At 72.2% G+C, this 20,405-nt stretch carries 17 protein-coding genes; 4 read left to right on the top strand and 13 right to left on the bottom strand.

Annotated elements, in window-relative coordinates:
- Positions 1 to 13 precede the first annotated feature (13 nt).
- On the top strand, positions 14 to 2,080 hold the full coding sequence (locus tag ASH01_RS12970) for an elongation factor G-like protein EF-G2 (protein ID WP_056776323.1): 2,067 nt from the start codon (positions 14 to 16) through the stop codon (positions 2,078 to 2,080).
- 77 nt (positions 2,081 to 2,157) lie between these two features.
- Here ASH01_RS12970 and ASH01_RS12965 read toward each other — a convergent pair whose 3' ends face one another.
- Together ASH01_RS12965 and ASH01_RS12960 are read right to left on the bottom strand one after the other, a co-directional pair.
- Positions 2,158 to 3,159: an NADP-dependent oxidoreductase gene (locus ASH01_RS12965; RefSeq protein ID WP_056776321.1), complete on the bottom strand. Its 1,002-nt coding sequence runs from the start codon at positions 3,157 to 3,159 to the stop codon at positions 2,158 to 2,160.
- Between the two features lie 64 nt (positions 3,160 to 3,223).
- Positions 3,224 to 3,652: an organic hydroperoxide resistance protein gene (locus ASH01_RS12960; RefSeq protein ID WP_056776317.1), complete on the bottom strand. Its 429-nt coding sequence runs from the start codon at positions 3,650 to 3,652 to the stop codon at positions 3,224 to 3,226.
- Positions 3,653 to 3,711: 59 nt separating this feature from the next.
- Between ASH01_RS12960 and ASH01_RS12955 the strand changes: the two genes are divergently transcribed.
- Positions 3,712 to 4,173: a MarR family winged helix-turn-helix transcriptional regulator gene (locus tag ASH01_RS12955; RefSeq protein WP_056776314.1), complete on the top strand. Its 462-nt coding sequence runs from the start codon at positions 3,712 to 3,714 to the stop codon at positions 4,171 to 4,173.
- 30 nt (positions 4,174 to 4,203) lie between these two features.
- Here ASH01_RS12955 and ASH01_RS12950 read toward each other — a convergent pair whose 3' ends face one another.
- Genes ASH01_RS12950 through priA form a run of 3 tightly spaced genes read right to left on the bottom strand, consistent with a single transcriptional unit; the run spans position 4,204 to position 7,192 of the window.
- Positions 4,204 to 5,619, bottom strand: coding sequence for a DUF445 domain-containing protein (locus tag ASH01_RS12950; protein WP_082619892.1), 1,416 nt, complete (start codon positions 5,617 to 5,619; stop codon positions 4,204 to 4,206).
- 26 nt (positions 5,620 to 5,645) lie between these two features.
- Positions 5,646 to 6,437, bottom strand: coding sequence for an SseB family protein (locus ASH01_RS12945; protein ID WP_056776310.1), 792 nt, complete (start codon positions 6,435 to 6,437; stop codon positions 5,646 to 5,648).
- Positions 6,434 to 7,192, bottom strand: coding sequence for a bifunctional 1-(5-phosphoribosyl)-5-((5-phosphoribosylamino)methylideneamino)imidazole-4-carboxamide isomerase/phosphoribosylanthranilate isomerase PriA (gene priA / locus ASH01_RS12940; RefSeq protein ID WP_056777669.1), 759 nt, complete (start codon positions 7,190 to 7,192; stop codon positions 6,434 to 6,436). The genes ASH01_RS12945 and priA overlap by 4 nt, the downstream gene beginning before the upstream one ends.
- Positions 7,193 to 7,454: 262 nt before the next feature.
- Between priA and ASH01_RS12935 the strand changes: the two genes are divergently transcribed.
- A complete protein-coding gene (locus ASH01_RS12935) occupies positions 7,455 to 8,414 on the top strand; it encodes a homocysteine S-methyltransferase family protein (protein WP_235508788.1) in 960 nt (319 codons plus the stop codon).
- 6 nt (positions 8,415 to 8,420) lie between these two features.
- Here the strand turns inward: ASH01_RS12935 and ASH01_RS12930 are convergent, their stop codons facing one another.
- From ASH01_RS12930 to hisD, 5 genes are read right to left on the bottom strand one after another with little or no spacing between them, the layout of a single operon-like run.
- The gene (locus tag ASH01_RS12930) at positions 8,421 to 8,849 is read right to left on the bottom strand and encodes a hypothetical protein (protein WP_056776300.1); all 429 of its coding nucleotides are present in this window, start codon (positions 8,847 to 8,849) and stop codon (positions 8,421 to 8,423) included.
- A gap of 56 nt (positions 8,850 to 8,905) precedes the next feature.
- Positions 8,906 to 9,544 carry an imidazole glycerol phosphate synthase subunit HisH gene (gene hisH / locus ASH01_RS12925; protein ID WP_056776297.1) on the bottom strand — a complete coding sequence of 213 codons (639 nt, stop codon included), beginning with the start codon at positions 9,542 to 9,544 and terminating at the stop codon, positions 8,906 to 8,908.
- Positions 9,545 to 9,560: 16 nt separating this feature from the next.
- Positions 9,561 to 10,169 carry an imidazoleglycerol-phosphate dehydratase HisB gene (gene hisB / locus ASH01_RS12920; RefSeq protein ID WP_056776294.1) on the bottom strand — a complete coding sequence of 203 codons (609 nt, stop codon included), beginning with the start codon at positions 10,167 to 10,169 and terminating at the stop codon, positions 9,561 to 9,563.
- The gene (locus ASH01_RS12915; RefSeq protein ID WP_056776291.1) at positions 10,166 to 11,335 is read right to left on the bottom strand and encodes a histidinol-phosphate transaminase; all 1,170 of its coding nucleotides are present in this window, start codon (positions 11,333 to 11,335) and stop codon (positions 10,166 to 10,168) included. The genes hisB and ASH01_RS12915 overlap by 4 nt, the downstream gene beginning before the upstream one ends.
- Positions 11,332 to 12,699: a histidinol dehydrogenase gene (gene hisD / locus ASH01_RS12910; RefSeq protein ID WP_056776288.1), complete on the bottom strand. Its 1,368-nt coding sequence runs from the start codon at positions 12,697 to 12,699 to the stop codon at positions 11,332 to 11,334. The genes ASH01_RS12915 and hisD overlap by 4 nt, the downstream gene beginning before the upstream one ends.
- Before the next feature lie 233 nt (positions 12,700 to 12,932).
- Between hisD and ASH01_RS12905 the strand changes: the two genes are divergently transcribed.
- A complete protein-coding gene (locus ASH01_RS12905; RefSeq protein ID WP_056776287.1) occupies positions 12,933 to 14,189 on the top strand; it encodes an endonuclease in 1,257 nt (418 codons plus the stop codon).
- Positions 14,190 to 14,223: 34 nt separating this feature from the next.
- On the opposite strand, the gene ASH01_RS12900 is transcribed toward ASH01_RS12905, so the two are convergent.
- From ASH01_RS12900 to ASH01_RS12890, 3 genes are all read right to left on the bottom strand, one after another.
- Positions 14,224 to 16,323: a S9 family peptidase gene (locus ASH01_RS12900; RefSeq protein WP_056776284.1), complete on the bottom strand. Its 2,100-nt coding sequence runs from the start codon at positions 16,321 to 16,323 to the stop codon at positions 14,224 to 14,226.
- 26 nt (positions 16,324 to 16,349) lie between these two features.
- A complete protein-coding gene (locus ASH01_RS12895) occupies positions 16,350 to 16,766 on the bottom strand; it encodes a nitroreductase/quinone reductase family protein (protein WP_056777665.1) in 417 nt (138 codons plus the stop codon).
- A 97-nt stretch (positions 16,767 to 16,863) separates the two neighbouring features.
- Positions 16,864 to 20,289, bottom strand: a complete 3,426-nt coding sequence (locus ASH01_RS12890; protein ID WP_056776281.1) for an ExeM/NucH family extracellular endonuclease — start codon at positions 20,287 to 20,289, stop codon at positions 16,864 to 16,866.
- Positions 20,290 to 20,405 lie beyond the last annotated feature (116 nt).

The following is a 20,405-nucleotide window of genomic DNA, read 5'->3' as shown; positions in this document are numbered from 1 at the left end:
GTTGGGTGGGGGCATGGCTAAGACGCCCGGCAGATCAGATCTTCCTGCGGCCCCCAACCCCGCCTCGCCGCAGGACATCCGCAACGTCGTGCTGGTCGGACCCGGCGGGGCCGGCAAGACCGCACTCTTCGAGGCGCTCGTCTCGGCACGTGTCCCCGGTCAGCGGACCTCCCTGGGCGACCACGTCCGCACCACGACCCTCGTCGCCGCCTCGTTCGAGTCCGGCCCGGTCACCCTCAACCTCCTCGACACCCCCGGCTACCCCGACTTCGTCGGCGACCTCCGCGCGGGCCTCCGGGCCGCGGACGCCGCCGTCTTCGTCGTCTCCGGCGCCGACGACATCGACCGGCCCGTGTCGCTGCTGTGGCGCGAGTGCGCGGCCGTCGGGATGCCGCGAGCCGTCGTCGTGACCCACCTCGACCAGCCGCGCGCCGACTTCGCCACGACGGTCGAGATGTGTCGTCGCACCTTCGGCGACGCCCGAGCCACCCACTGGCCCGTCGTCGAGGACGGCTCGGTCACCGGGGTCATGGGACTGCTGACCGGCGAGACGTCCGCCGAGCACGAGGACGCGCGGTCGGCCCTCATCGAGTCCGTCATCGAGGAGTCCGAGGACGCGACGTTGCTCGACCGCTACCTCGAGGGCGAGACCATCGACACCGAGTCGCTGCTCGGCGACCTGCGTACGGCCATCGCCCAGGGCACCTTCTTCCCGATCGTCCCGGTCTCGCCCCTGACCGGCGCGGGCACCGAGGAGCTGCTCGGCATGATCGAGCGGGCCTTCCCCGACCCGACCGCGCACCCGCTGCCGGCCGTCACGTCACCGGTCGGTGGCCCCGTCAAGGGCGTGACGTGCGACCCGTCCCAGCCGCTCGTGGCCGAGGTCGTGCGCACGACGACCGACCCGTACGTCGGGCGCCTCTCGCTCGTGCGCGTCTTCTCCGGCACGCTCCGCGTCGACGAGACGGTCCACGTGTCGGGCCACCTCGGTGACTTCGTCGGGCACGAGGTCGCCGGCCACCCGGCCCACGACGACGACGAGCGCGTCGGCCCGCTCGCGTCGCCCTTCGTCGAGTCGCACCGCCCCCGCGGCACCGCCATCGCCGGCGACCTCGCACTCGTGACGAAGCTGACCCACGCCGAGACCTCCGACACCCTGTCCTCCGTCGACCGGCCCGCGGTCGTCGAGCCGTGGCTGCTCCCCGAGCCGCAGCTGCCCGTCGCGATCCGCGCGGCGACGAAGTCCGACGACGACAAGCTCGGCGGGGCCCTGCAACGCCTCGTGGCCGAGGACGTCACGATGCGCATGGAGCACTCGCACGAGACGGACCAGGTCGTGCTCTGGACGATGGGCCAGGCCCACGTCGACGACCTCATCGACCAGCTCTCCGAGCGCTACGGGGTGACGGTGACGGCCGAGCCCTACCGGACCGCGCTGCGCGAGACCTTCGTGCGCACGTGCTCGGTGCAGGGTCGCCACGTCAAGCAGTCGGGCGGTCACGGGCAGTACGCCGTGTGCTCGATCGTCATCGAGCCGCTGCCACGCGGATCGGGTTTCGAGTTCGTCGACAAGGTCGTCGGCGGGTCCGTGCCGCGCCAGTTCATCCCGTCGGTCGAGAAGGGGGCCCGCCTCCAGCTCGAGAAAGGCCTGCTCACCGGCCACCCGGTCGTCGACGTCCGCGTCACGCTCACCGACGGCAAGTCGCACTCCGTCGACTCGTCCGACGTCGCCTTCCAGACCGCCGCGGCGCTCGCTCTCAAGGAGGCGGCGAACGCCTCGACGATGGCGCTGCTCGAGCCGATCGACCGCGTCGACATCACCATCGCCGACGACTACCTCGGGGCGGTCATGTCGGACCTGCGCGGACGCCGCGGCCAGGTGCTCGGCACCGAGCCGGCCGACGGGATGGGCCCCGAGGGCGGCTGGACCGTCGTGCACGCCGAGGTGCCGTCGGCAGAGCTGTCGCGCTACCCAATCGACCTCCGGTCGGTGTCGCACGGCACCGGGTCGTTCGTGCGCGAGCCGCTGCGCCACGACCTGCTGCCGGCCGACAAGGCCAAGGACCTGCTCGGGGGCTGACGTCGCGCAGGAGCGCCGGGACGGCGAAGGGCGGGTGCCGAAGCACCCGCCCTCTCCCGTCCGTCGCGCGGCCGCCGTCAGAGGCGGACGACCATCTTGCCGACGTTCTCCCCGCGCAGGACGCCGAGGAAGGCGTCGACCGCGTGGTCGATCCCGTCGCCGAACGTCTCGCGCGAGGTCAGCGTGCCGTCCGCGATCCAGCCGGCCGCGCGCTGGGCGTACTCGCCCGCGAGGTCCCAGTGGTCGCCGACGAGGAAGCCCGTGATGGTGCCGCGGGTCTGGATGAGGCGCGCGAGGTTGCGCGGGCCCGGGGCCGCCTCGGTGTTGTTGTAGACCGAGATCGCGCCGCAGATCGCGATGCGGCCGCCGAGCCGCAGCGAACCGATGGCGGCCTCGAGGTGGTCGCCGCCGACGTTGTCGAAGTAGACGTCGATGCCGTCGGGCGCAGCCTCGCGGAGCAGGTCGGAGACCCGTCCGTCCTTGTAGTTGAACGCGGCGTCGAAGCCGAGGTCGCCCAGCAGGTGGTCGACCTTCTCCTGCGAGCCGGCGCTACCGATGACCCGGCTGGCGCCCAGCGCCTTGGCGACCTGCCCGACGACGCTGCCGACGGCCCCGGCGGCGCCGGACACGAAGACGACGTCCCCCTCCTTGATCTGCGCGACACGGGTCAGGCCGGCGTATGCCGTGAGGCCGGTCATGCCGAGCACGCCGAGGTAGGCGGACGCCGGGGCCACCGACGTGTCGACGACACGGACGGCGGAGCCGTCGACGACGGCCTCCTCGCGCCAGCCGAGACCGTGGAGCACGTGGTCGCCGACGGTGACGCCGTCGGCGCGCGACTCGGTGACGACACCGACCGCGCCGCCGTGCATGGCCTCACCCAGCGCGTACGGCTCGGCGTAGGACTTGGCGTCGCTCATGCGACCGCGCATGTAGGGGTCGACCGACATGACCTCGTTGCGGACGCGGACCTGGCCGTCGGCGAGGTCGACGGGCGCGCTCTCGACGAGGGCGAAGTCGTCAGGGGTGGGCCAGCCGACCGGGCGGCTGACGAGCTGGACCTCACGGGGGGTGGTCATCGGGTCTCCTTCTGGGACAGCGGTTCTGGAATTGCGGGTGCGAAGCGGCCGTGGCCGGATGACGTCAGTCGACGACGATCTCGACGGGGATGTTGCCGCGCGTCGCGTTGGAGTAGGGGCACACCTGGTGCGCCGTGTCGACGAGCTCACGGCCCAGCTGGGGGTCGAGGCCCTCGGGCAGCTCGACGTGGAGCACGACCCCGAGGCCGAAGCCGGTGCCCGACGACCCCGAGAGGCTGACGTCGGCCGTGACGGCGACGTCGAAGTCCTCGACGCGGCGCTTGCGCGCGACGAGCCCGAGAGCGCTCGCGAAGCACGCGGCATACCCGGCGGCGAAGAGCTGCTCGGGGTTCGTGCCCTCCCCACTTCCGCCGAGCTCGCGGGGTGCGGCGAGCGTGACGTCGAGTCGACCGTCGGACGTGACGGCGCGACCCTCACGCCCGGAGGCGGTGGCCGAGGCGACGTACTGGGCGGTCTGGGTGGTGGTGCTCATCGAGGCTCCTTGTGTTGCCAACAATTAGATTGTGCGCAATTTGATAGTACGCTTGGGTCATGAGCCCGTCCAATCCGACCTCCGCCGCCGCGAGCACGCTGAGCCTCGAGCAGCAGATCTGCTACGCCATGCACACGACGGTGCGGGCGTTCGACGCCGTCTACCGCGAGCTGCTGTCGGAGCACGGACTCTCCTACCCGCAGTACATCGCCCTCATGGCCGTCGCCGAGCACGGGCCGCTCACGGTGAGCCGGCTGGGCGAGCACCTGCGACTCGACTCGGGCACGCTCTCCCCGCTCCTCAAGCGGATGGAGTCGGCCGGCCTCGTGGAGCGGGTCCGCGACCCCGAGGACGAGCGCCGGGTCCTCGTGTCGGCGACGGACGGAGGGCGCGACCGCCTCGCGGCGCTCGGCGACCTGCCGCACCAGATCGCGCTCCGAAGCGGCCTCTCGCGACAGGAGCTGGTCGACCTGCACCGCACGCTGCGCCAGGTGACCGAACGGCTCGACACCGGGGTCTGAGGGCGTCCGGGTCGACGTGCCGCGTGGGTGTCAGGAGGGCAGCACGATCGAGACGGCATGGATGAGCATGCCGATGAGCCCACCGACGAGGGTGCCGTTGATCCGGATGAACTGCAGGTCGCGGCCCACCTGGAGCTCGACCCGCTCGGCCGTCTCCTTGCCGTCCCACCGGTCGACGGTGTCGCTGATGATCCTCGTCAGCTCGGTGCCGTAGCGGTCGATCGCGTAGATCGTCGCGTCGCAGATGCGCGTGTCGATGCGCTCGCGCAGCGCGGCGTCGGCGAGGAGCCGCTCGGCGAGAGCCGTCACCTCCGTGACGGCGCGGGCCCGCACCGGCCCGCCCTCGTCCTCGAGGGCGGCGACGACGACGGCACGGAACGAGGCCCACAGCGACATCGCCGTGTCCGCCACCTGCGGGTGTGACAGCACGCGCTCCTTGAGGCGCTCCGCCTTGGCCTGCGTCACGGGGTCGTGCTGGAGGTCGTCGGCGAGGTCGATGAGCAGCTTGTCGAGCGCGAGGCGCACGTCGTGCCGCGGGTCGTTGCGGATGTCGGCCAGCCACTTGAGCGCCTCGACGTGGACCTTGCGGGCCACGATGTCGTTGATCGCGTCGGGCACCCACGCCGGGGCGCGCTGCGTGATGAGCGACTCGAAGACGTCCTCGTTGTCGACGAGCCAGATGCGCACCTCGTCGAGGGCGAGGTCGACGAGGCCGACGTGCGCCTCGTCGCGCACCACCTGGTCGAGCAGTCCCCCGGCCAGCGAGCTGATCGGCTCCTGCGCGAGGCGCGGGAGCAGGGCCTGCTCGATGACGGCGCGGACGTCCTCGTCGGGGATCCGGTGCAGCGCGTGGACCGTGACCGTGGCGACCTCGTCGACGAGGCGCTTCGCGTGACCGGGAGTCAGAGCCCACTCGGCCGCCCGCCGGGTGGGCTCGGCGTCGAGCACCCGCTCGCGGATGATGTCCTCGCGCATGAAGTTCTCGCTGACGAACTCCTCGAGGCTGCGACCGATCATCTCCTTCTTGCGAGGGATGAGGGCGGTGTGCGGGATCGGGAGCCCGAGCGGGTGCCGGAAGATGGCCGTGACGGCGAACCAGTCGGCGCAGGCACCGACCATCGAGGCCTCGGCGCCGGCGTTGACGAAGCCGAGCAGGCCGTCGTCGTGCCCCCGCGTGAGGACGTAGACGATCGCCGCGAAGACGAGCAGGCCGGTGGCGACGAGCCGCATCTTCCGCAGGTCGCGCCGGCGCTGCGCATCGAGGGCCGGGTCGACGATGAAGCCGAGAGGACCGCTCGAGGGGCCCGCCCCTCGGCCGGCGTCTGCGCCCGACCGTCCACCGGGGCGCCCGGGTCCGGTCGGGACGTCGGCTGTCGTCCCGGCGCCGGTCGTCGCCGGAGGCACCTCGGGGTCACGCTCCCGAGTCGTCTGGGGTGTGGTGTCCACGTCCGGCACCTCCACGGGTGATGTGCTCAGCGCGCCGGTTCGAGCGCGAAGGTCAGAGCATCGATCCTCGCACGGGTCTCGCCGTCGGTCGCGATCCGCTCCCCGATCCGTGTCGCGACGGCCCCGACGAGCTCGGCGCCGAGGCCGGGCTCCAGGGAGAGCACGACCCGCAGCACGCCGGCGCCCGCGGGCTCCCCCGCCTCGAGGCGGTGGTCCACGACCTGCGGCTCGGTCTCGACCGCCGCTCGCACGGCCGCCGCGACGTGGGCATCGCGGTGGCTGGGTCCCCACGCGCGCTCCTGGGCGAGCGCCCACAGCATGCTCGGACGCAGGACCGTCGCGTGGGGCGAGGCGACGTCGACGAGGAGCACGTGGCACTCCTCGCTGATCGCGGCCTGCGCCGCGGCGGCGGCGCGGACCGGCACCGGCCGGGCGCCGGGGTCCCACGCGGCGAGGCTCTCGAGGGAGGTGAACATCGGCAGCGCCCGCGACCCGTCGGGGGACGTCAGGGTGACCGCGGCCATGTCGCTGCGGGTGTCGACGGCGTGCGGCCCGGACTCGTCGACCTCTGTCGCCACGGCGACCACGGGGACGAGCCAGCGGGCCTGAGCCACGTGCTCCATCAGGGCCGTCTCCGCGTCGTCACCCGGCGTGCCGTGCGCCGCGGCCAACGCCGCGACGAGGGCCGCGTCGGCCGCTCCCGTGTCGCCGGCGAAGCCGTGGGAGGGGATCGACTTGCCCTCCCACGCCTGGCCGGCGGAGTCGGCGGGACGGCCCAGCTCGTCGTGGTGGCCCGAGGCCGGCGTCGGTGAGCTCATGCGCCCGGGCGGCCGGCGACGTCGAGCGCCTCGGGCAGCGTGAAGGCGCCGCGGTAGAGGGCCGAGCCGACGATGGCCGCCTCGACCCCGTCGCCGACGAGCTCGCGGACCGCCGCGATGTCCTCGAGGGTCGAGACGCCGCCGCTGGCGACGACCGGACGGTCGGTGCGGGCACACACGTCGCGGAGCAGCTCGACGTTGGGGCCCTGGAGCATGCCGTCCTTGTTGACGTCGGTGACGACGTAGCGCGCACAACCCTCGGCGTCTAGGCGTGAGAGCGTCTCCCAGAGGTCACCGCCCTCGCGGGTCCATCCCCGTGCCGCGAGCGTCGTGCCCCGGACGTCGAGGCCGATGGCGACGCGGTCGCCGTGCGCGGCGATGATCGACGCCGTCCACTCGGGGTCCTCGAGCGCGGCGGTGCCGATGTTGACGCGGCGGCAGCCCGTGGCGAGCGCCGCGTCGAGCGACTCCGTGTCGCGGATGCCGCCGGAGAGCTCGACCTGCAGGTCGAGCCGACCGACGATCGAGGCGATGAGGTCGCGGTTGCTGCCACGACCGAAGGCCGCGTCGAGGTCGACGAGGTGGATCCACTCCGCCCCCTGCTCCTGCCAGCGCAGCGCGGCCTCCCACGGGTCGCCGAACTCGCCGCCGGTGCCGGCGACGCCCTGGACCAGCTGGACGGCACGGCCGCCGGCGACGTCGACGGCGGGCAGCAGCTCGAGGTGGGGCTGGGCGGCGTGGTGCTGGCCGGTCATCGGGGTCGGCTCCTCGGGTCTGGTCACGACCGTCGCGGTCGTGGTCGGTGTGTCGTGGTCGGTGTCAGGTGCGCCCGGGTCTCGGGACGCCGGACGTGCGACCACCGAGTATGCCGTGTGCCCGCGGCGCCGCTCCCGACGTGTCGGTCCGTGGATCACGCGCCCACCACGGCGCGGTCGCCTTCCCCACGTTCCGCGCCTGCCGGCTGGTGGCGTCTGGTAGACCGGGGGGACCCGAACCTCGCGACGCACGGGAGCCGCCATGGATCACCTGCCACAGCTGGCCGGTCGGCCGATGGTGACGGACGGTGGCCTCGAGACCGACCTGATCTTCAACCACGGGGTCGAGCTCGACGAGTTCGCCGCCTACCCGTTGCTCGGCGACGCGGCCGGCCGCGAGCTGCTCACGGGCTACTACGACGCCTACGCCTCCATCGCTGCCCGGGCCGGGGCAGGCCTGCTCCTCGAGTCACCGACGTGGCGTGCCAACCCGGACTGGGGCGCGCGGCTCGGCCACACGAGGGCCGACCTGGACCGTGCCAACGCGGACGCCGTCGACCTGCTCCGTTCACTGCGTCGCCGGTATGCCGTCGAGCTCGGGCTGCAGGACGTCGTCGTCGTGGGGGTGGTCGGCCCTCGGGGCGACGGCTACCGCAGTGCCGGCGCGCCGAACCCGGCCGAGGCCGCGGACTACCACCAAGCCCAGGTGGCGGCGTTCGCCGAGGCGGGCGTGGACGTCGTCACGGCGTACACCCTCACCACAGCCGGCGAGGCGATCGGGATCGCGCAGTCCTGCCGGGAGCACGGGCTGCCCGTGGCGATCTCGTTCACGGTGGAGGTGGACGGGCGGCTCCCCGACGGGACGACGCTGGCCGAGACGATCTCCGAGGTCGACGACCGAGAGGCCCCGGACTACTACCTCGTCAACTGCGCCCACCCGGAGCACGTGCTCGCGGGGCTGGACGCCGACGACGACGGGAGCGCTTGGCGCAGCAGGCTGCTCGGGCTGCGCTACAACGCGTCGACGCGCAGCCACGCGGAGCTCGACGACGCCGACGACCTGGACGCGGGCGACCTCGACACGATCTCGGCGGGACACGACCGGGTGGTCGGACGGCTCCCGGGTGTCACGGTCGTCGGAGGGTGCTGTGGCACCGACGCCTCTCACGTCGCACGGCTCTGGGGCGTCGACCAGCATCGCGGCGGCGACGTCCCGGTCTGAACGGGCCTACGACGCCGGCGTGGCAGGCGGGGCGGTGGGAGCCGGCGGCTCGCCCGCGCCCGGCGCGGGAGCCACGTCCGGAGCGGACGGGCCGTCTGGCGTGGCGTCGACACCTCCCCCGGCGGCGAGCTCGGCCCGGTGACGCCACAGGACGTATCCCAGCCCGGCGACGACGACCACGACGACGAGGACGATGCGCACCGGCCAGGACAGGTCGAGCAGGGTCGTCACGACGAGCGTCCCGAGTGCCGCGCCCAGCGTCGTCGGCAGTCCGGGGTGGCTGCTCCGGCGCCGCGGGTAGAGCGCACCGGACGAGGACCGCCGCGTCGACGACGCGGTCCGCCTGGTCGTGCTCTTCGTCGCGCTCTTGGTCGCCCTTGACGTGCGCTTCCTGCTCGCACTGCCGGAGCTGCTCGCCGTCTTCCTCGTCGCCACGATCCACTCCTCGTCGACGCCACCGCCCGCCGGTCAGTCGGCGGACGTCGGCACGGTCACAGGTTGCGGACCCAGTTCTCGAGCAGGTGCAGCCCGGCGTCGCCGGACTTCTCGGGGTGGAACTGGGTCGCGCTCAGGGGCCCATTCTCGACCGCGGCGACGAACTTCGCACCGTGGCTCGCCCACGTGACCGCGGGTGCGACGCGGGCGAAGGCGCCGGTGGCCTCCAGCGTCCACTGCTGCACGGCGTACGAATGGACGAAGTAGAAGCGCTCGTGCTCGACGCCGGCGAAGAGCCGCGAGCCCTCGGCGGCCTCGACCTCGGACCAGCCCATGTGCGGCACGACGTCGGCCGGGAGGCGTTCGACCGTGCCGGGCCACTCCGCGAGCCCCTCGAGCGGGTGGTCGGACGGCTCGGTCGAGCCGTCGAAGAGCGCCTGCATGCCGACGCAGACGCCGAGGACCGCCCGGCCCCCGCTGATCCGTCGACCGATGATGCGGGGTCCGTGCGCGGCCGCGAGTCCCGCGATGCAGGCGTGGAAGTTGCCGACACCGGGCACGAAAAGTCCGTCCGCCTCGAGGGCGCGGACGGGGTCGGACGTCAGGGTGACCGTGGCACCGACGCGCTCCAGGGCACGCACGGCCGACCGGACGTTGCCGCTGCCGTAGTCGAGGACGACGACGCCGGCGCTCATCGACGAGCCACCATCGTCAGAGCGCTCCCTTGGCGCTCGGGATCCCGACGACGCGGGGGTCGGGTGCGATGGCCGCCCGGAGCGCGCGCGCCACGGCCTTGAACTGCGCCTCGACGATGTGGTGGGGGTCGCGGCCCGCGAGGACGCGCACGTGCAGGCACAGTCCGGCGTTGTAGGCGAAGGACTCGAGGACGTGCCGTGTCATCGAGCCGGTGAAGTGGCCACCGATGAGGGCGTACTGCTGGCCCTCCGGCTCGCCCTCGTGCACGACGTACGGACGACCGGCGACGTCGACGACGGCGTGGCACAGGGCCTCGTCGAGCGGGACCGTGGCGTCACCGAAGCGGGAGATGCCGGCCTTGTCGCCGAGCGCCTCGCGCAGGGCCTGGCCGAGGACGATCGCCGTGTCCTCGACCGTGTGGTGCACGTCGACGTCGACGTCTCCCGTGGCCTTGACCGTGAGGTCGATGAGCGAGTGCTTGCTCAGCGAGTGGAGCATGTGGTCGTAGAACGGGACGCCGGTCGAGATGTCGGACGTGCCGGTGCCGTCGAGGTCGAGCCAGAGCTCGACGGACGACTCGGACGTCGCACGGCTGATCTTCGCGGTGCGGCTGGTGGGGCTCATGCGGGTGGCTCCTGCCGGTCGGCGCTGCTGGGGAGGACGTGGGCGGGGGCGAGGCGCGTCATGGCCTCGAGGAACGCGGTCGTCTCGTGGGGGTCGCCGGCCGTGACGCGCAGGTGGTGGGCGATCCCCATGTCGCGGACGAGGACGCCCTCGTCGAGCAGGGCCTCCCACGTGGCCTTCTCGTCTCGGAGGCCGCCGAAGAGGACGAAGTTGCTGTCGCTGGCGACGGGGCGCGCACCGAGCGCGGCGAGACGGTCGACGATCCGGTCGCGCTGGTGCTTGATGACCTCGACCGTGCCGAGCATGACGTCGGCGTGCTCGAGGGCGATGCGGGCGATCGTCTGCGTCGGGCTGCTCAGGTGGTAGGGCAGCCGCACGAGGCGCAGCGCGTCGACGAGCTCTGGGGCCGCCACGAGGTAGCCGAGGCGACCGCCGGCGAAGGCGAACGCCTTGCTCATGGTGCGCGTCACGACGAGCCTGGGGTGCTCGGCGAGCAGCGTCAGTGCCGACCGCGTGCCCGGCCGGGCGAACTCGGCGTAGGCCTCGTCGACGACGACGACAGCGTTCGGGGCCGCCTCGAGCACGGCACCGATGACCTCGAACGGCAGCGCCGTGCCGGTCGGGTTGTTGGGCGAGCAGAGGAACACGATCGACGGGTCGTGCGCCCGGGCCTGCTGCGCAGCCGACTCTGCGGTCAGGTCGAAGGCATCGGGATCGGTTGCGGCAGAGCGGAGCCCGTCGACCCATGTGGTGCCGTGCGTCTCGCTGATGATGGGGTGCATCGAGTAGCTCGGCGTGAAGCCGAGCGCGACCCGGCCGTGACCGCCGAAGGCCTGCACGATGTGCGACAGCACCTCGTTGGAGCCGTTGCCGGCCCACACCTGCTCGGGCGTCACCGACACCCCCGACTGCTTCTCGAGGTATGCCGTCAGCGCCTTGCGCAGGTCGGTGAACTCGCGGTCGGGGTAACGGTTGAGCGAGGCGACGTCGTCGGCGAGCGCCGCGACGACCGCGTCGACGACGACCTGGGGAACTGGGTAGGAGTTCTCGTTGGTGTTGAGCCGGACCGGCACGTCGAGCTGCGGAGCGCCGTACGGCGTGCGACCGCGCAGGTCGGGCCGGAGCAGACGCTGGACCTCGTCGGCGGCGCTCGGCCGGTCGGTCACCGGGGCACCTCGTCGCCGAACCGCGCCGTCACGGCTTCGCCGTGGGCCGGGAGGTCCTCGGCCTGGGCGAGCGTGACGACGTGGCGGGCGACATCGCGCAGGGCGGGCTCGTCGTAGTCGACGACGTGGATGCCGCGCAGGAAGGACTGCACCGACAAGCCGCTCGAGTGGCACGCGCAGCCGGCGGTGGGCAGGACGTGGTTGGAGCCGGCGGCGTAGTCGCCGAGGCTCACCGGGCTGTGCGGACCGACGAAGACGGCACCGGCGTTGCGCACGCGGGCGGCGACGCCCGCGGCGTCGCGGGTCTGGATCTCGAGGTGCTCGGCGGCATACGCGTTGACGACGGCGAGACCGGCGACGACGTCGTCGACGAGGACGATCCGCGACTGCGTGCCCTCGAGCGCCTCGGTGACGCGCTCCGCGTGCTTCGTGGCGGGCACCCGACGGGCCAGGGCGCGCCGGGTCTCCTCGGCGAGCTCCTCGCTGTCGGTGACGAGCACCGAGGCCGCGAGCGGGTCGTGCTCGGCCTGGCTCACGAGGTCGGCGGCCACGTGGTCCGCGTCGGCCGAGTCGTCGGCGAGGATCGCGATCTCGGTGGGACCGGCCTCCGCGTCGATGCCGATCAGGCCCTTGAGCAGGCGCTTGGCGGCGACGACCCAGATGTTGCCGGGGCCGGTGACGAGCGAGACGGGGTCGCACACGACCGGCTCGCCGTCGACCTCGCCCCACTGGGGGTCGTCGTCGACGAAGCCGTGCGCGAACATCGCGACCGCCTGGGCGCCGCCGACGGCATACACCTCGTCGACGCCGAGGAGCGCGCACGCCGCGAGGATCGTCGGGTTCGGGTAGCCGGCGAACTCGCCGACGTTCTCGCGCTGCGGCGGTGACGCGACGGCCAGCGAACCGACCTCGGCGAGCTGGGCCGGGACGACGTTCATGATGACGCTGCTCGGGTAGACGGCGAGTCCACCGGGCACGTAGAGACCGACGCGGTCGACGGGCACCCACCGCTCGGTGACGGTGCCGCCGGGGACGACCTCGGTCGTCGTGTCGGTGCGGCGCTGGTCGGCGTGGACGATGCGGGCGCGACGGATGGACTCCTCGAGCGCGGCGCGCAGGTCGGGGTCGAGCCGGTCGAGGGCGGACTGCAGCACGGCCCGCGGCACGCGCAGGTGGGTCGGCCGCACGCCGTCGAACCGCTCGCCGAGGTCGCGCAGCGCCACGGCCCCGCGATGCTCGACGTCCTCACAGATCGGCCGCACCTGCTCGAGGGCTGCCGTGACGTCGAACTCGGCTCGTGGCAGGGCCTTGCGCAGGAAGCGCACGTCGAGCGTGCGCCCGCGCAGGTCGAGGGAGGACATCATGGGTCACCAGTCTAGAAGGCGCGGCCCGGGGCCCGGACCACGGTCTCACCGTGCGGAGCGAGGGGCGCGGCGTCGGTCCTCGCGCCTGCCGAATCTTGGACCGGCCCTGACGAAGGTCAGACCAACGACTGACCCGGCGTTCACGGCCGTTCCGACACGCTCGTGGGGCCACCGCCCGACCCGGGCCGTGGGTTGCGTCATCCACCCGGCTCCCCCGCCCGACAGGAGAACCCGTGCCCGTCGTCATCCCCCGGCGTCGCATCGCTGCCGTCGTCACCGGCCTCGCCATCGCCCTCGTCCCGCCGAGTCTCGCGCTCACCAGCGCTGCGGGCTCGCCGGCGACGACCCTGCCACTCCCCCGCGTGGCCGCAGCGCCCGCTCTGGCCGCGGCCACCCCGCTCACGGTGTCGCAGGCCATCGGGTCGCAGACCGGTCAGAGCGCGACCGTCCGCGGCTACGTCGTGGGACAGCCGACCGCGACGAGCACCGTCGTGCGCTCGAACTTCCCCAACGACTACGCGCTCGCCATCGCCGACTCCGCGTCGGAGACGTCCACGAGCCGGATGCTCTACGTCCAGATCCCGTCCGCGTTCCGGTCCTCGTGGGGTCTGCAGAGCAACCCCTCCCTCATGGGGCGCCAGCTCGACGTGACCGGTGCGCTGGCGGCGTACTTCTCGCACCCGGGCATGACCTCGACGAGCGCCTTCGCGTTCAGCGGCACGTCGACGACGACCACGACGACCAGCCCCACGAGCACGACCTCGAGCCCGAGCCCCACCGGCACGACGAGCCCCTACGACTCGACGTACTACGCGTCGGCCATCGGCAAGACCGGCTCGGCGCTGCACACCGAGCTGCACCGCATCATCTCCAGCGGCGTCACGACCCTGACCTACGACCAGGTCTGGACCGCCCTGAAGGACACCGACCAGGACCCGAGCAACACCAACAACGTCGTCGAGATCTACTCGGGGCGCTCGATCGCCAAGTCCGACAACGGTGGCGGCGTCGACCAGTGGAACCGCGAGCACGTCTGGGCCAAGAGCCACGGCGACTTCGGCACGGTCAACGGCCCGGGCACCGACGTGCACCACCTGCGGCCGGAGGACATCACCGTCAACTCCACCCGCGGCAACCTCGACTTCGACCTCGGCGGGTCGGCGGTGTCCCAGTGCACCGGCTGCCTCAGCGATGCCGACTCCTTCGAGCCGCGCAACGCCGTCAAGGGCGACGTCGCCCGGATGATCTTCTACATGGCGGTCCGCTGGGACGGCGGCGACGGCTTCGCCGACCTCGAGCCGAACAACCTCGTCGGCAACGGCACCGCGCCCTACATCGGCAAGCTCTCGGTGCTCAAGCAGTGGAACCTGCAGGACCCGCCCGACGCGTTCGAGAAGCGCCGCAACCAGGTCATCTTCGACACCTGGCAGCACAACCGGAACCCGTTCATCGACCACCCGGAGTGGGTGACCGCGATCTACGGCTCCTGACCCGGCAGCGCGGTGGGGCCCGGGGACGGCCGGCTCACGACGTCTGGTCGATGAGCACGGCCGTCTCCCAGGCCCACTCCCGCCACAGGTCGTAGCGCCCGGACCGGCCACCGTGGCCCGCGGCCATCTCGGTGCGGAAGAGGATCTGCGAGGGGTCGTCCACGTCGAGGTCGGCGTGCCGCAGCGCCGCGACCCACTTGGCCGGCTCGGTGACGTAGACGCGGGTGTCGTCGAGGCCCGCCGTGACGAGCAGGCTCGGGTGGCGCGTCGGCCGGACGTTGTCGTAGGGGCTGTAGGACTTCATGAGCGCGTATGCCGTCGGGTCCTCGAGCGGGTTGCCCCACTCCTCCCACTCGACGACCGTGAGCGGCAGGCTCGGGTCGAGCACCGTCGTCAGTGCGTCGACGAACGGCACCTGCGCGTGGACGAAGCGGAAGCGCTCAGGAGCGAGGTTGACGACGGCCCCCATGAGCAGGCCCCCCGCCGAGCCGCCCTCTGCCGCAAGACGATCCGGCGCGACGATGCCGCTCTCGACGAGGTGGTCCGCACACGCGACCAAGTCGGTGAACGTGTTGGGCTTCGCCTCGAGCTTGCCGTCGTCGTACCACGACCGCCCCATCTCGGACCCACCGCGCACGTGTGCGATGGCGAAGACCCATCCGCGGTCGAGGAGCGAGAGTCGCAGGACGGAGAACCACGGGTCGCTCGAGATGCCGTAGGCGCCGTACGCGTTGAGCAGCCCGGGAGCCGTGCCGTCGGCCGTGACGTCGTGGCGGTGCACGACGGAGATCGGCACGCGGGTCCCGTCGGGCGCCGTGGCCCACTCGCGTCGCTGGCGGTACTGCGCCAGGTCGACGTCGCCTCGTACGTGCTGCTGCTTGAGCAGCGTGAAGGTGCGGGCACGGACGTCGTAGTCCTCCACGGTCCGGGGCGTGACGAGGGACTCGTGGACGACCTGGAGCGTGGGTGTGTCCGCCTCGGGGTTCACGCCGACGTGGAGCGTGCCGATGGGCTCCCCGACCGCGATGTCGTGCGACTCCCCCAGACCGTTGGGGGCGGTCGGGTCGCGCAGCACGACGCGCACTCCGGTGCCGCCCTCCCGACGCAGCGAGACCGCGATGAAGTCGTCGAATCCCTCTGCGCCCGTGACGTACTCGTCCTCCGTCGTGACGCCCAGCGGCACCCAGTCGTCCACCGTGGTGCTCGTCACGGGGGCCGTGGCCAGCTCGAAGTTCACGCGGTTGGCGTTGTGCGTGACGAGCAGCTGGTCGCCGAAGGGCTCGATGTCGTACTCGACGCCCTGGCGGCGCTCGGCCACGACCCGAGGCGTGCCCATCGGTGCGTCGGCCTCGAGGAGGCGGAACTCGCTCGTCGTCTTGGACCCGATGGCGATGATGACCAGCCGGTCGTCGCGCGAGGTGCCGACCCCGACGAAGAATCGCTCGTCGGCCTCCTCGTGCACGAGCACGTCGGCCTCGGCGGATGTGCCCACCTCGTGGCGCCACACCTGGTGCGGCCGCCAGGCGTCGTCGACGCGCGTGTAGAAGAAGTGCCCCGCGTCGAGTGACCAGGCGAACGACCCGCCGGTGCGGCGCACGACGTCGTCGAGGACGACTCCGTCCTCGATCCGGCGCACGCGCACGTCGTAGCGTTCGTCGCCGACGACGTCGACGGCATACGCGAGCAGGTCGCCGGACGGCGACACCTCGCTCACGCCGACCGCGAAGAACTCGTGGTCCCGGCCCTCCTCGTTCTGGTCGAGGAGCACCTGCTCGCCGACGGGCGGGCGACCGGCGTCGAGCGTCGGCCGCTGCGGGTGGTCGGCGACGAGCACGCGCGCCTCGACGGCGTACTGCTCGCCCTCGACCGTGCGGGAGTAGTACCACCAGCGGTCGTGACGCACGGGCACCGACAGGTCGGTCTCCTCGATGCGCGAGCGGAACTCCTCGAAGACCTGTTCGGCGAGCGGACGCAGGTGCTCGGTGCGCTCGGTGGCATGAGCGTTCTCGGCCACGAGCAGCTCGCGCAGCTCGTCCGAGTCACGGTCGGCCATCCACGCGTAGGGGTCGTCGACACGGTCGCCGTGGTGCTCGCGGGCGACGGGGTCGCGCCGAGCGGTCGGGGGGTGCTGCATCCGGGCAGTCTAGGTTGCGACCCCGGTCAGCCGGAGGTGGGTGTCAGCCTGACGACGGCGATCCGTCGGCTCACCTTCGCCTGATAGGAGTCGAAGTCGAAGACCCTCTCGGTGAGCTCGCCCCAGAGCTGCTCACGCTCGGGCCCGGTGACCTCCTCGCCGCGCACCGGCACCGCTCGGCCGTCGACCTCCACCGTGCCCGGGGCCCCGGCGCGGAGGTTGAGCCACCAGCCCGGCTCCCAGTCGGCGCCGCCGTTGGAGGCCACGACCAGCCATCCCCCGTCCCGGGCGAGGTGCAGGAGCGGCGTCGTGCGGCGCTGCCCGCTCCGTCGCCCGGTCGTCGTCAGCAGGAGCAGGTCACCACCTCGGAAGCGGCGCAGCCCGAGACGCCTGACGACGACGTTGACGACCCGGTTGACCCGCACGAACAGTGCTCGCCTCATGGCGTCACGGTAGCGGCCGGCCGGCCGGGAACGGCCCCTCCGGACGCGACGCACGGCCCGGGATCGGTCGATCCCGGGCCGTGCGTCCATGCGTCGGTCAGTGGATGACGATCTGACCATTCACGGTCTGCGTGCCGGAGTCGTAGGCCACGGAGCCCGACGTCGTCGTCACGACGAGGCGGAACGTGTCGCTCTTGCCCTGGTCGGTGACGGTGACGACCGCGCGGTAGCCGGCGGTCCCGTTGACCGTGACCGGCCCCGAGAAGGTCGCCGTCGTGCCGCTGACGACGAGCCAGTCGAACGTCGTCGTGGCGACGGAGAACGACGTGCCCGCGAGGCCGTAGCCGAACGAGCCGGACGGAACGGTGGCCCCGCTGCCGTAGGCGACGGACAGCTCTAGGCTGCCCTTGCCGCTGTGCGACGGGTTCGAGGTCAGGGCGCCGGCCGGGGACGCGATCGTGCCGCCCCCAGTGACGAAGCCGGCCGCGCGGTCGTAGGCGACGACGCTCGTCGTGCCCGAGCCCGCGTTGCCCCACTGGTCTGTGACGGTGACGGTCACGGTGTAGATGCCCGCCGCCGCGTAGACGTGGCTGCCGCTCACCGTGCCACCGGTGACGGTGGCCGCCGCGGTCGTCCCATCACCCCACGCGATGCTCGCCGTGTGGGTGTCGAGTGGGTCGGCGTCGGAGAACGTCGCGCTGACGCCCGCCGGGGAGCCGACCGAGACGGCCGACGTCGGGCCGGTGACCGTGCCGACGACCGGGGCGGCGTTGGTGAGGTCGAGCCCGACGACGACGGGGTCGTGGTCGGAGATCCGGAACTCGTCGGCCGCGTAGAGGCTCGTGACCTGCCGGGCCGTCTTGAACTCGGTGTTGTAGTCGAGGATCGCGGGCTCGTCGGCGTTGACGTGCCAGTCGCCGACTCCCGTCACCTGGCTGCTGATCGACGCCGAGCCGAGCGCGTGGTCGAGGTAGCCCCACTGCCCGTCGAAGGCGTAGGAGTACGCCTCACGCCCGTTGCGCTGCTCGATGAGGTTGGTGAAGCCGGCCTTCTCGAGCGTCGTGATCGGGTCCTCCTTGGCGTAGGAGTTCATGTCGCCGAGGATGAGGACGTCGGGGTCACCCGTGCCCGTGGGGTCACCGGCCAGCCAGGCGGCGAGCAGCTGCGCCGAACGGACGCGGACCGCGGTGCAGTTGCCCTGGCCGTCGCCGGCGTCGGGCGCGTCGCACGCGCTGCCCTTGCTCTTGAGGTGGTTCGCGACGGCGACGAACGTGCCACCCGTCGAGTTGTCGCGGAACGCCTGGGCGAGCGAGGGACGGTTGCGCGGGCCGGAGTCGCCCCCGTTGACGAAGTCGACGGAGTTGAGCGCCGCGGTCGTGCCCACCGGCGTCACCGCGGCCGGCTTGTAGAGCATGCCGACCTTGATCGCGTCGTTGCCGAGGGCGTCCGTCTGGCCGGTGCCGGCGTCGGCGTCGATGAACGCCCACGTGCCGTAGCCGTCCTTCTCGTTGAGCTTCCCGACGAGGAACTGCTCGGCGCTGTCCGCGCCGTAGCCGTCGTTCTCCATCTCCATGAAGGCGACGACGTCGGCCTGGGTGCCCGAGACTGCAGCGAGGGTCTTGCGCCACTGGCGGTCGAACTCCGTTGCGGTGTTGGCTCCGCGGCAGTCCATGACCGCACCGGAGAGCCCGCCGCGGCAGTTGTTGCCGGTCGTGTCGAGCGTGTTGAAGAAGTTGAGCAAGTTCATCCCGACGACGCGGGTGTCGCCACCCACGGCGGGCGGGCTCGAAGGACGCGGGTTCGTCGGCTGGAAGTCGACGGTCGCGGACGGGGAGACCGGGCGGATGCGGTAGGCGTTGGCGCTGGCCGCGTTGCCACCCCAGGTGTAGTTGAGGACACCGGTCAGGTCAGTGACGGTGTCGCCACCGCGCAGGGTGTTGGCCGCGGTCAGCGGCTGGCCGCCTCGACCGAAGACGATCGGGTCGACGTTCTGGGCCTGCGTCGTGTCGTCGAGGATGATCTTGCGCAGGTTGTTGGACGCCTGGAGGGCCGCGGCGTCGGCCCCCGGGGCAACGACGTTGGTCGGCTGCTCGAGGCGGCCTCCCTGCGAGAGCGTGACCTGGCCGAAGCGGCCGAGCTGGAAGTGCTCGGTGACGGACATGTCCTGCGGGAGCGTGACGAGCATGCCCTCGTAGCGCTCGAGCGCCGTCGGGCTGGCCACGGGGAAGCGCACCTCGGTCGGGGCGACCGAACCGGTGCCGCAGACCGCGACGGTGGCGGCGCTGACCTGGGTCTGGCCCTGGTTCTCGCCGGCGTTGCCCGTCACGGTGACGACGTCACCGAGCTGGACGGCATTGGCGTTGCTGCCCTCGAAGACGAAGATGCCGTCGGACGTCGCGGGGTCGCCGTCGCCCTTCGGGTCCTGGAGGAAGAAGCCGCGCAGGGCGGGTGACCCGCCCTCGTAGTCACCGACGACGACGCCGCGCGTCGTGACCGAGCCGGTGATCGCCGCGGTGTCGCCGCTGCCCTGGATGGCCGGGATCGGGGTCGGGGTGACCTCGCACGGGTTGGCGGCCGGCACCGAGAAGTGCACGACGACGTCGGTCGCCAGGGAGTCCGGCGGGTCGATGGCGTCCTGGTCGGTGACGGCGGGGGCCGAGACCGTCAGGGTGCAGGCGTCGCCGAGGGCGAAGTCGGCCGACGGGTCGAGCGTGAAGGTCGTCGGGCCGCCGGTGACAGCCAAGGTCTTGGCGCCGGACAGGGAGCACGAGAGGGTGAAGGCTCCCGCGGTGGCGTTGACCGGCTCGGAGAAGGTCACCGTGGGGCTCGCGTCGACCGCGACGTTGGGCGAGCCGTCGGTCGGGGTCGTCGAGGTCACGCTCGGAGCGACGTCGGTCGCCGGACCGCCGTCGACGGAGTGGCTACCCAGGCCGTCGATGGTGTCGACGGCGTAGCCGTCCCACTGGACGGCGGGGTCGAACGCGTCGGAACCGTTGGTGTCGCCCTTGGTGACGGACGACTTGCGGCGGATCGTGTTGTCCGTCGTGTTGGTCGGGTCCGTGCCCCATCCTGCGGCCCCGGGGTCGCTACCGACCTGGCCGACGACGTCAAGGACGGTCGAGCCCTTGCGCAGCACGACTGCGTCGTTCCCGTTCCAGTTCGCGTTGCCACTCTGCTGGTCGGTGGCAGCCTTGATCGCGGCGTTTGCCGAGCTGTTCGCGAAGACGAACACGTCTCCGGAGACGACGGAGCCGGTGAGGTTCGTGGTGATGGCAGTGCTACCGCCGTTGGCGAAGACCTGGACGGTGTACCCGGCCGCGGCGAGGTCGACCGTCGCCCCGGTGCCGTTGTAGATCTCGAGCGCCTTGTTGTTGCTCGAGCCCTCGACGTACTCGCTGATGAACAGCTCCGTCGGGGCCGCCGCTGAGGCCGGTGCGGCCGCGACGAAGGGGGTGATGCCCACGGCGAGCGCAGCGGTGGTGACCGCGGCGACCCGGCGCAGGGCAGGACGAGATTGACGCATGGATTTCCTCCCTGGGACCGGCTCTTCCGCGCGGTCTGCGGGTCACCCTAGACCGGGGCGGTCCGTCTCGCGCGTCGAGATGACCACCGGTTGCTGAACGCCCGGTGACATCGCGG

This window comes from Terrabacter sp. Soil811 (assembly GCF_001429655.1).
Lineage (GTDB): Bacteria > Actinomycetota > Actinomycetes > Actinomycetales > Dermatophilaceae > Terrabacter.
This window is presented reverse-complemented; position numbering and strand designations above follow the sequence as displayed.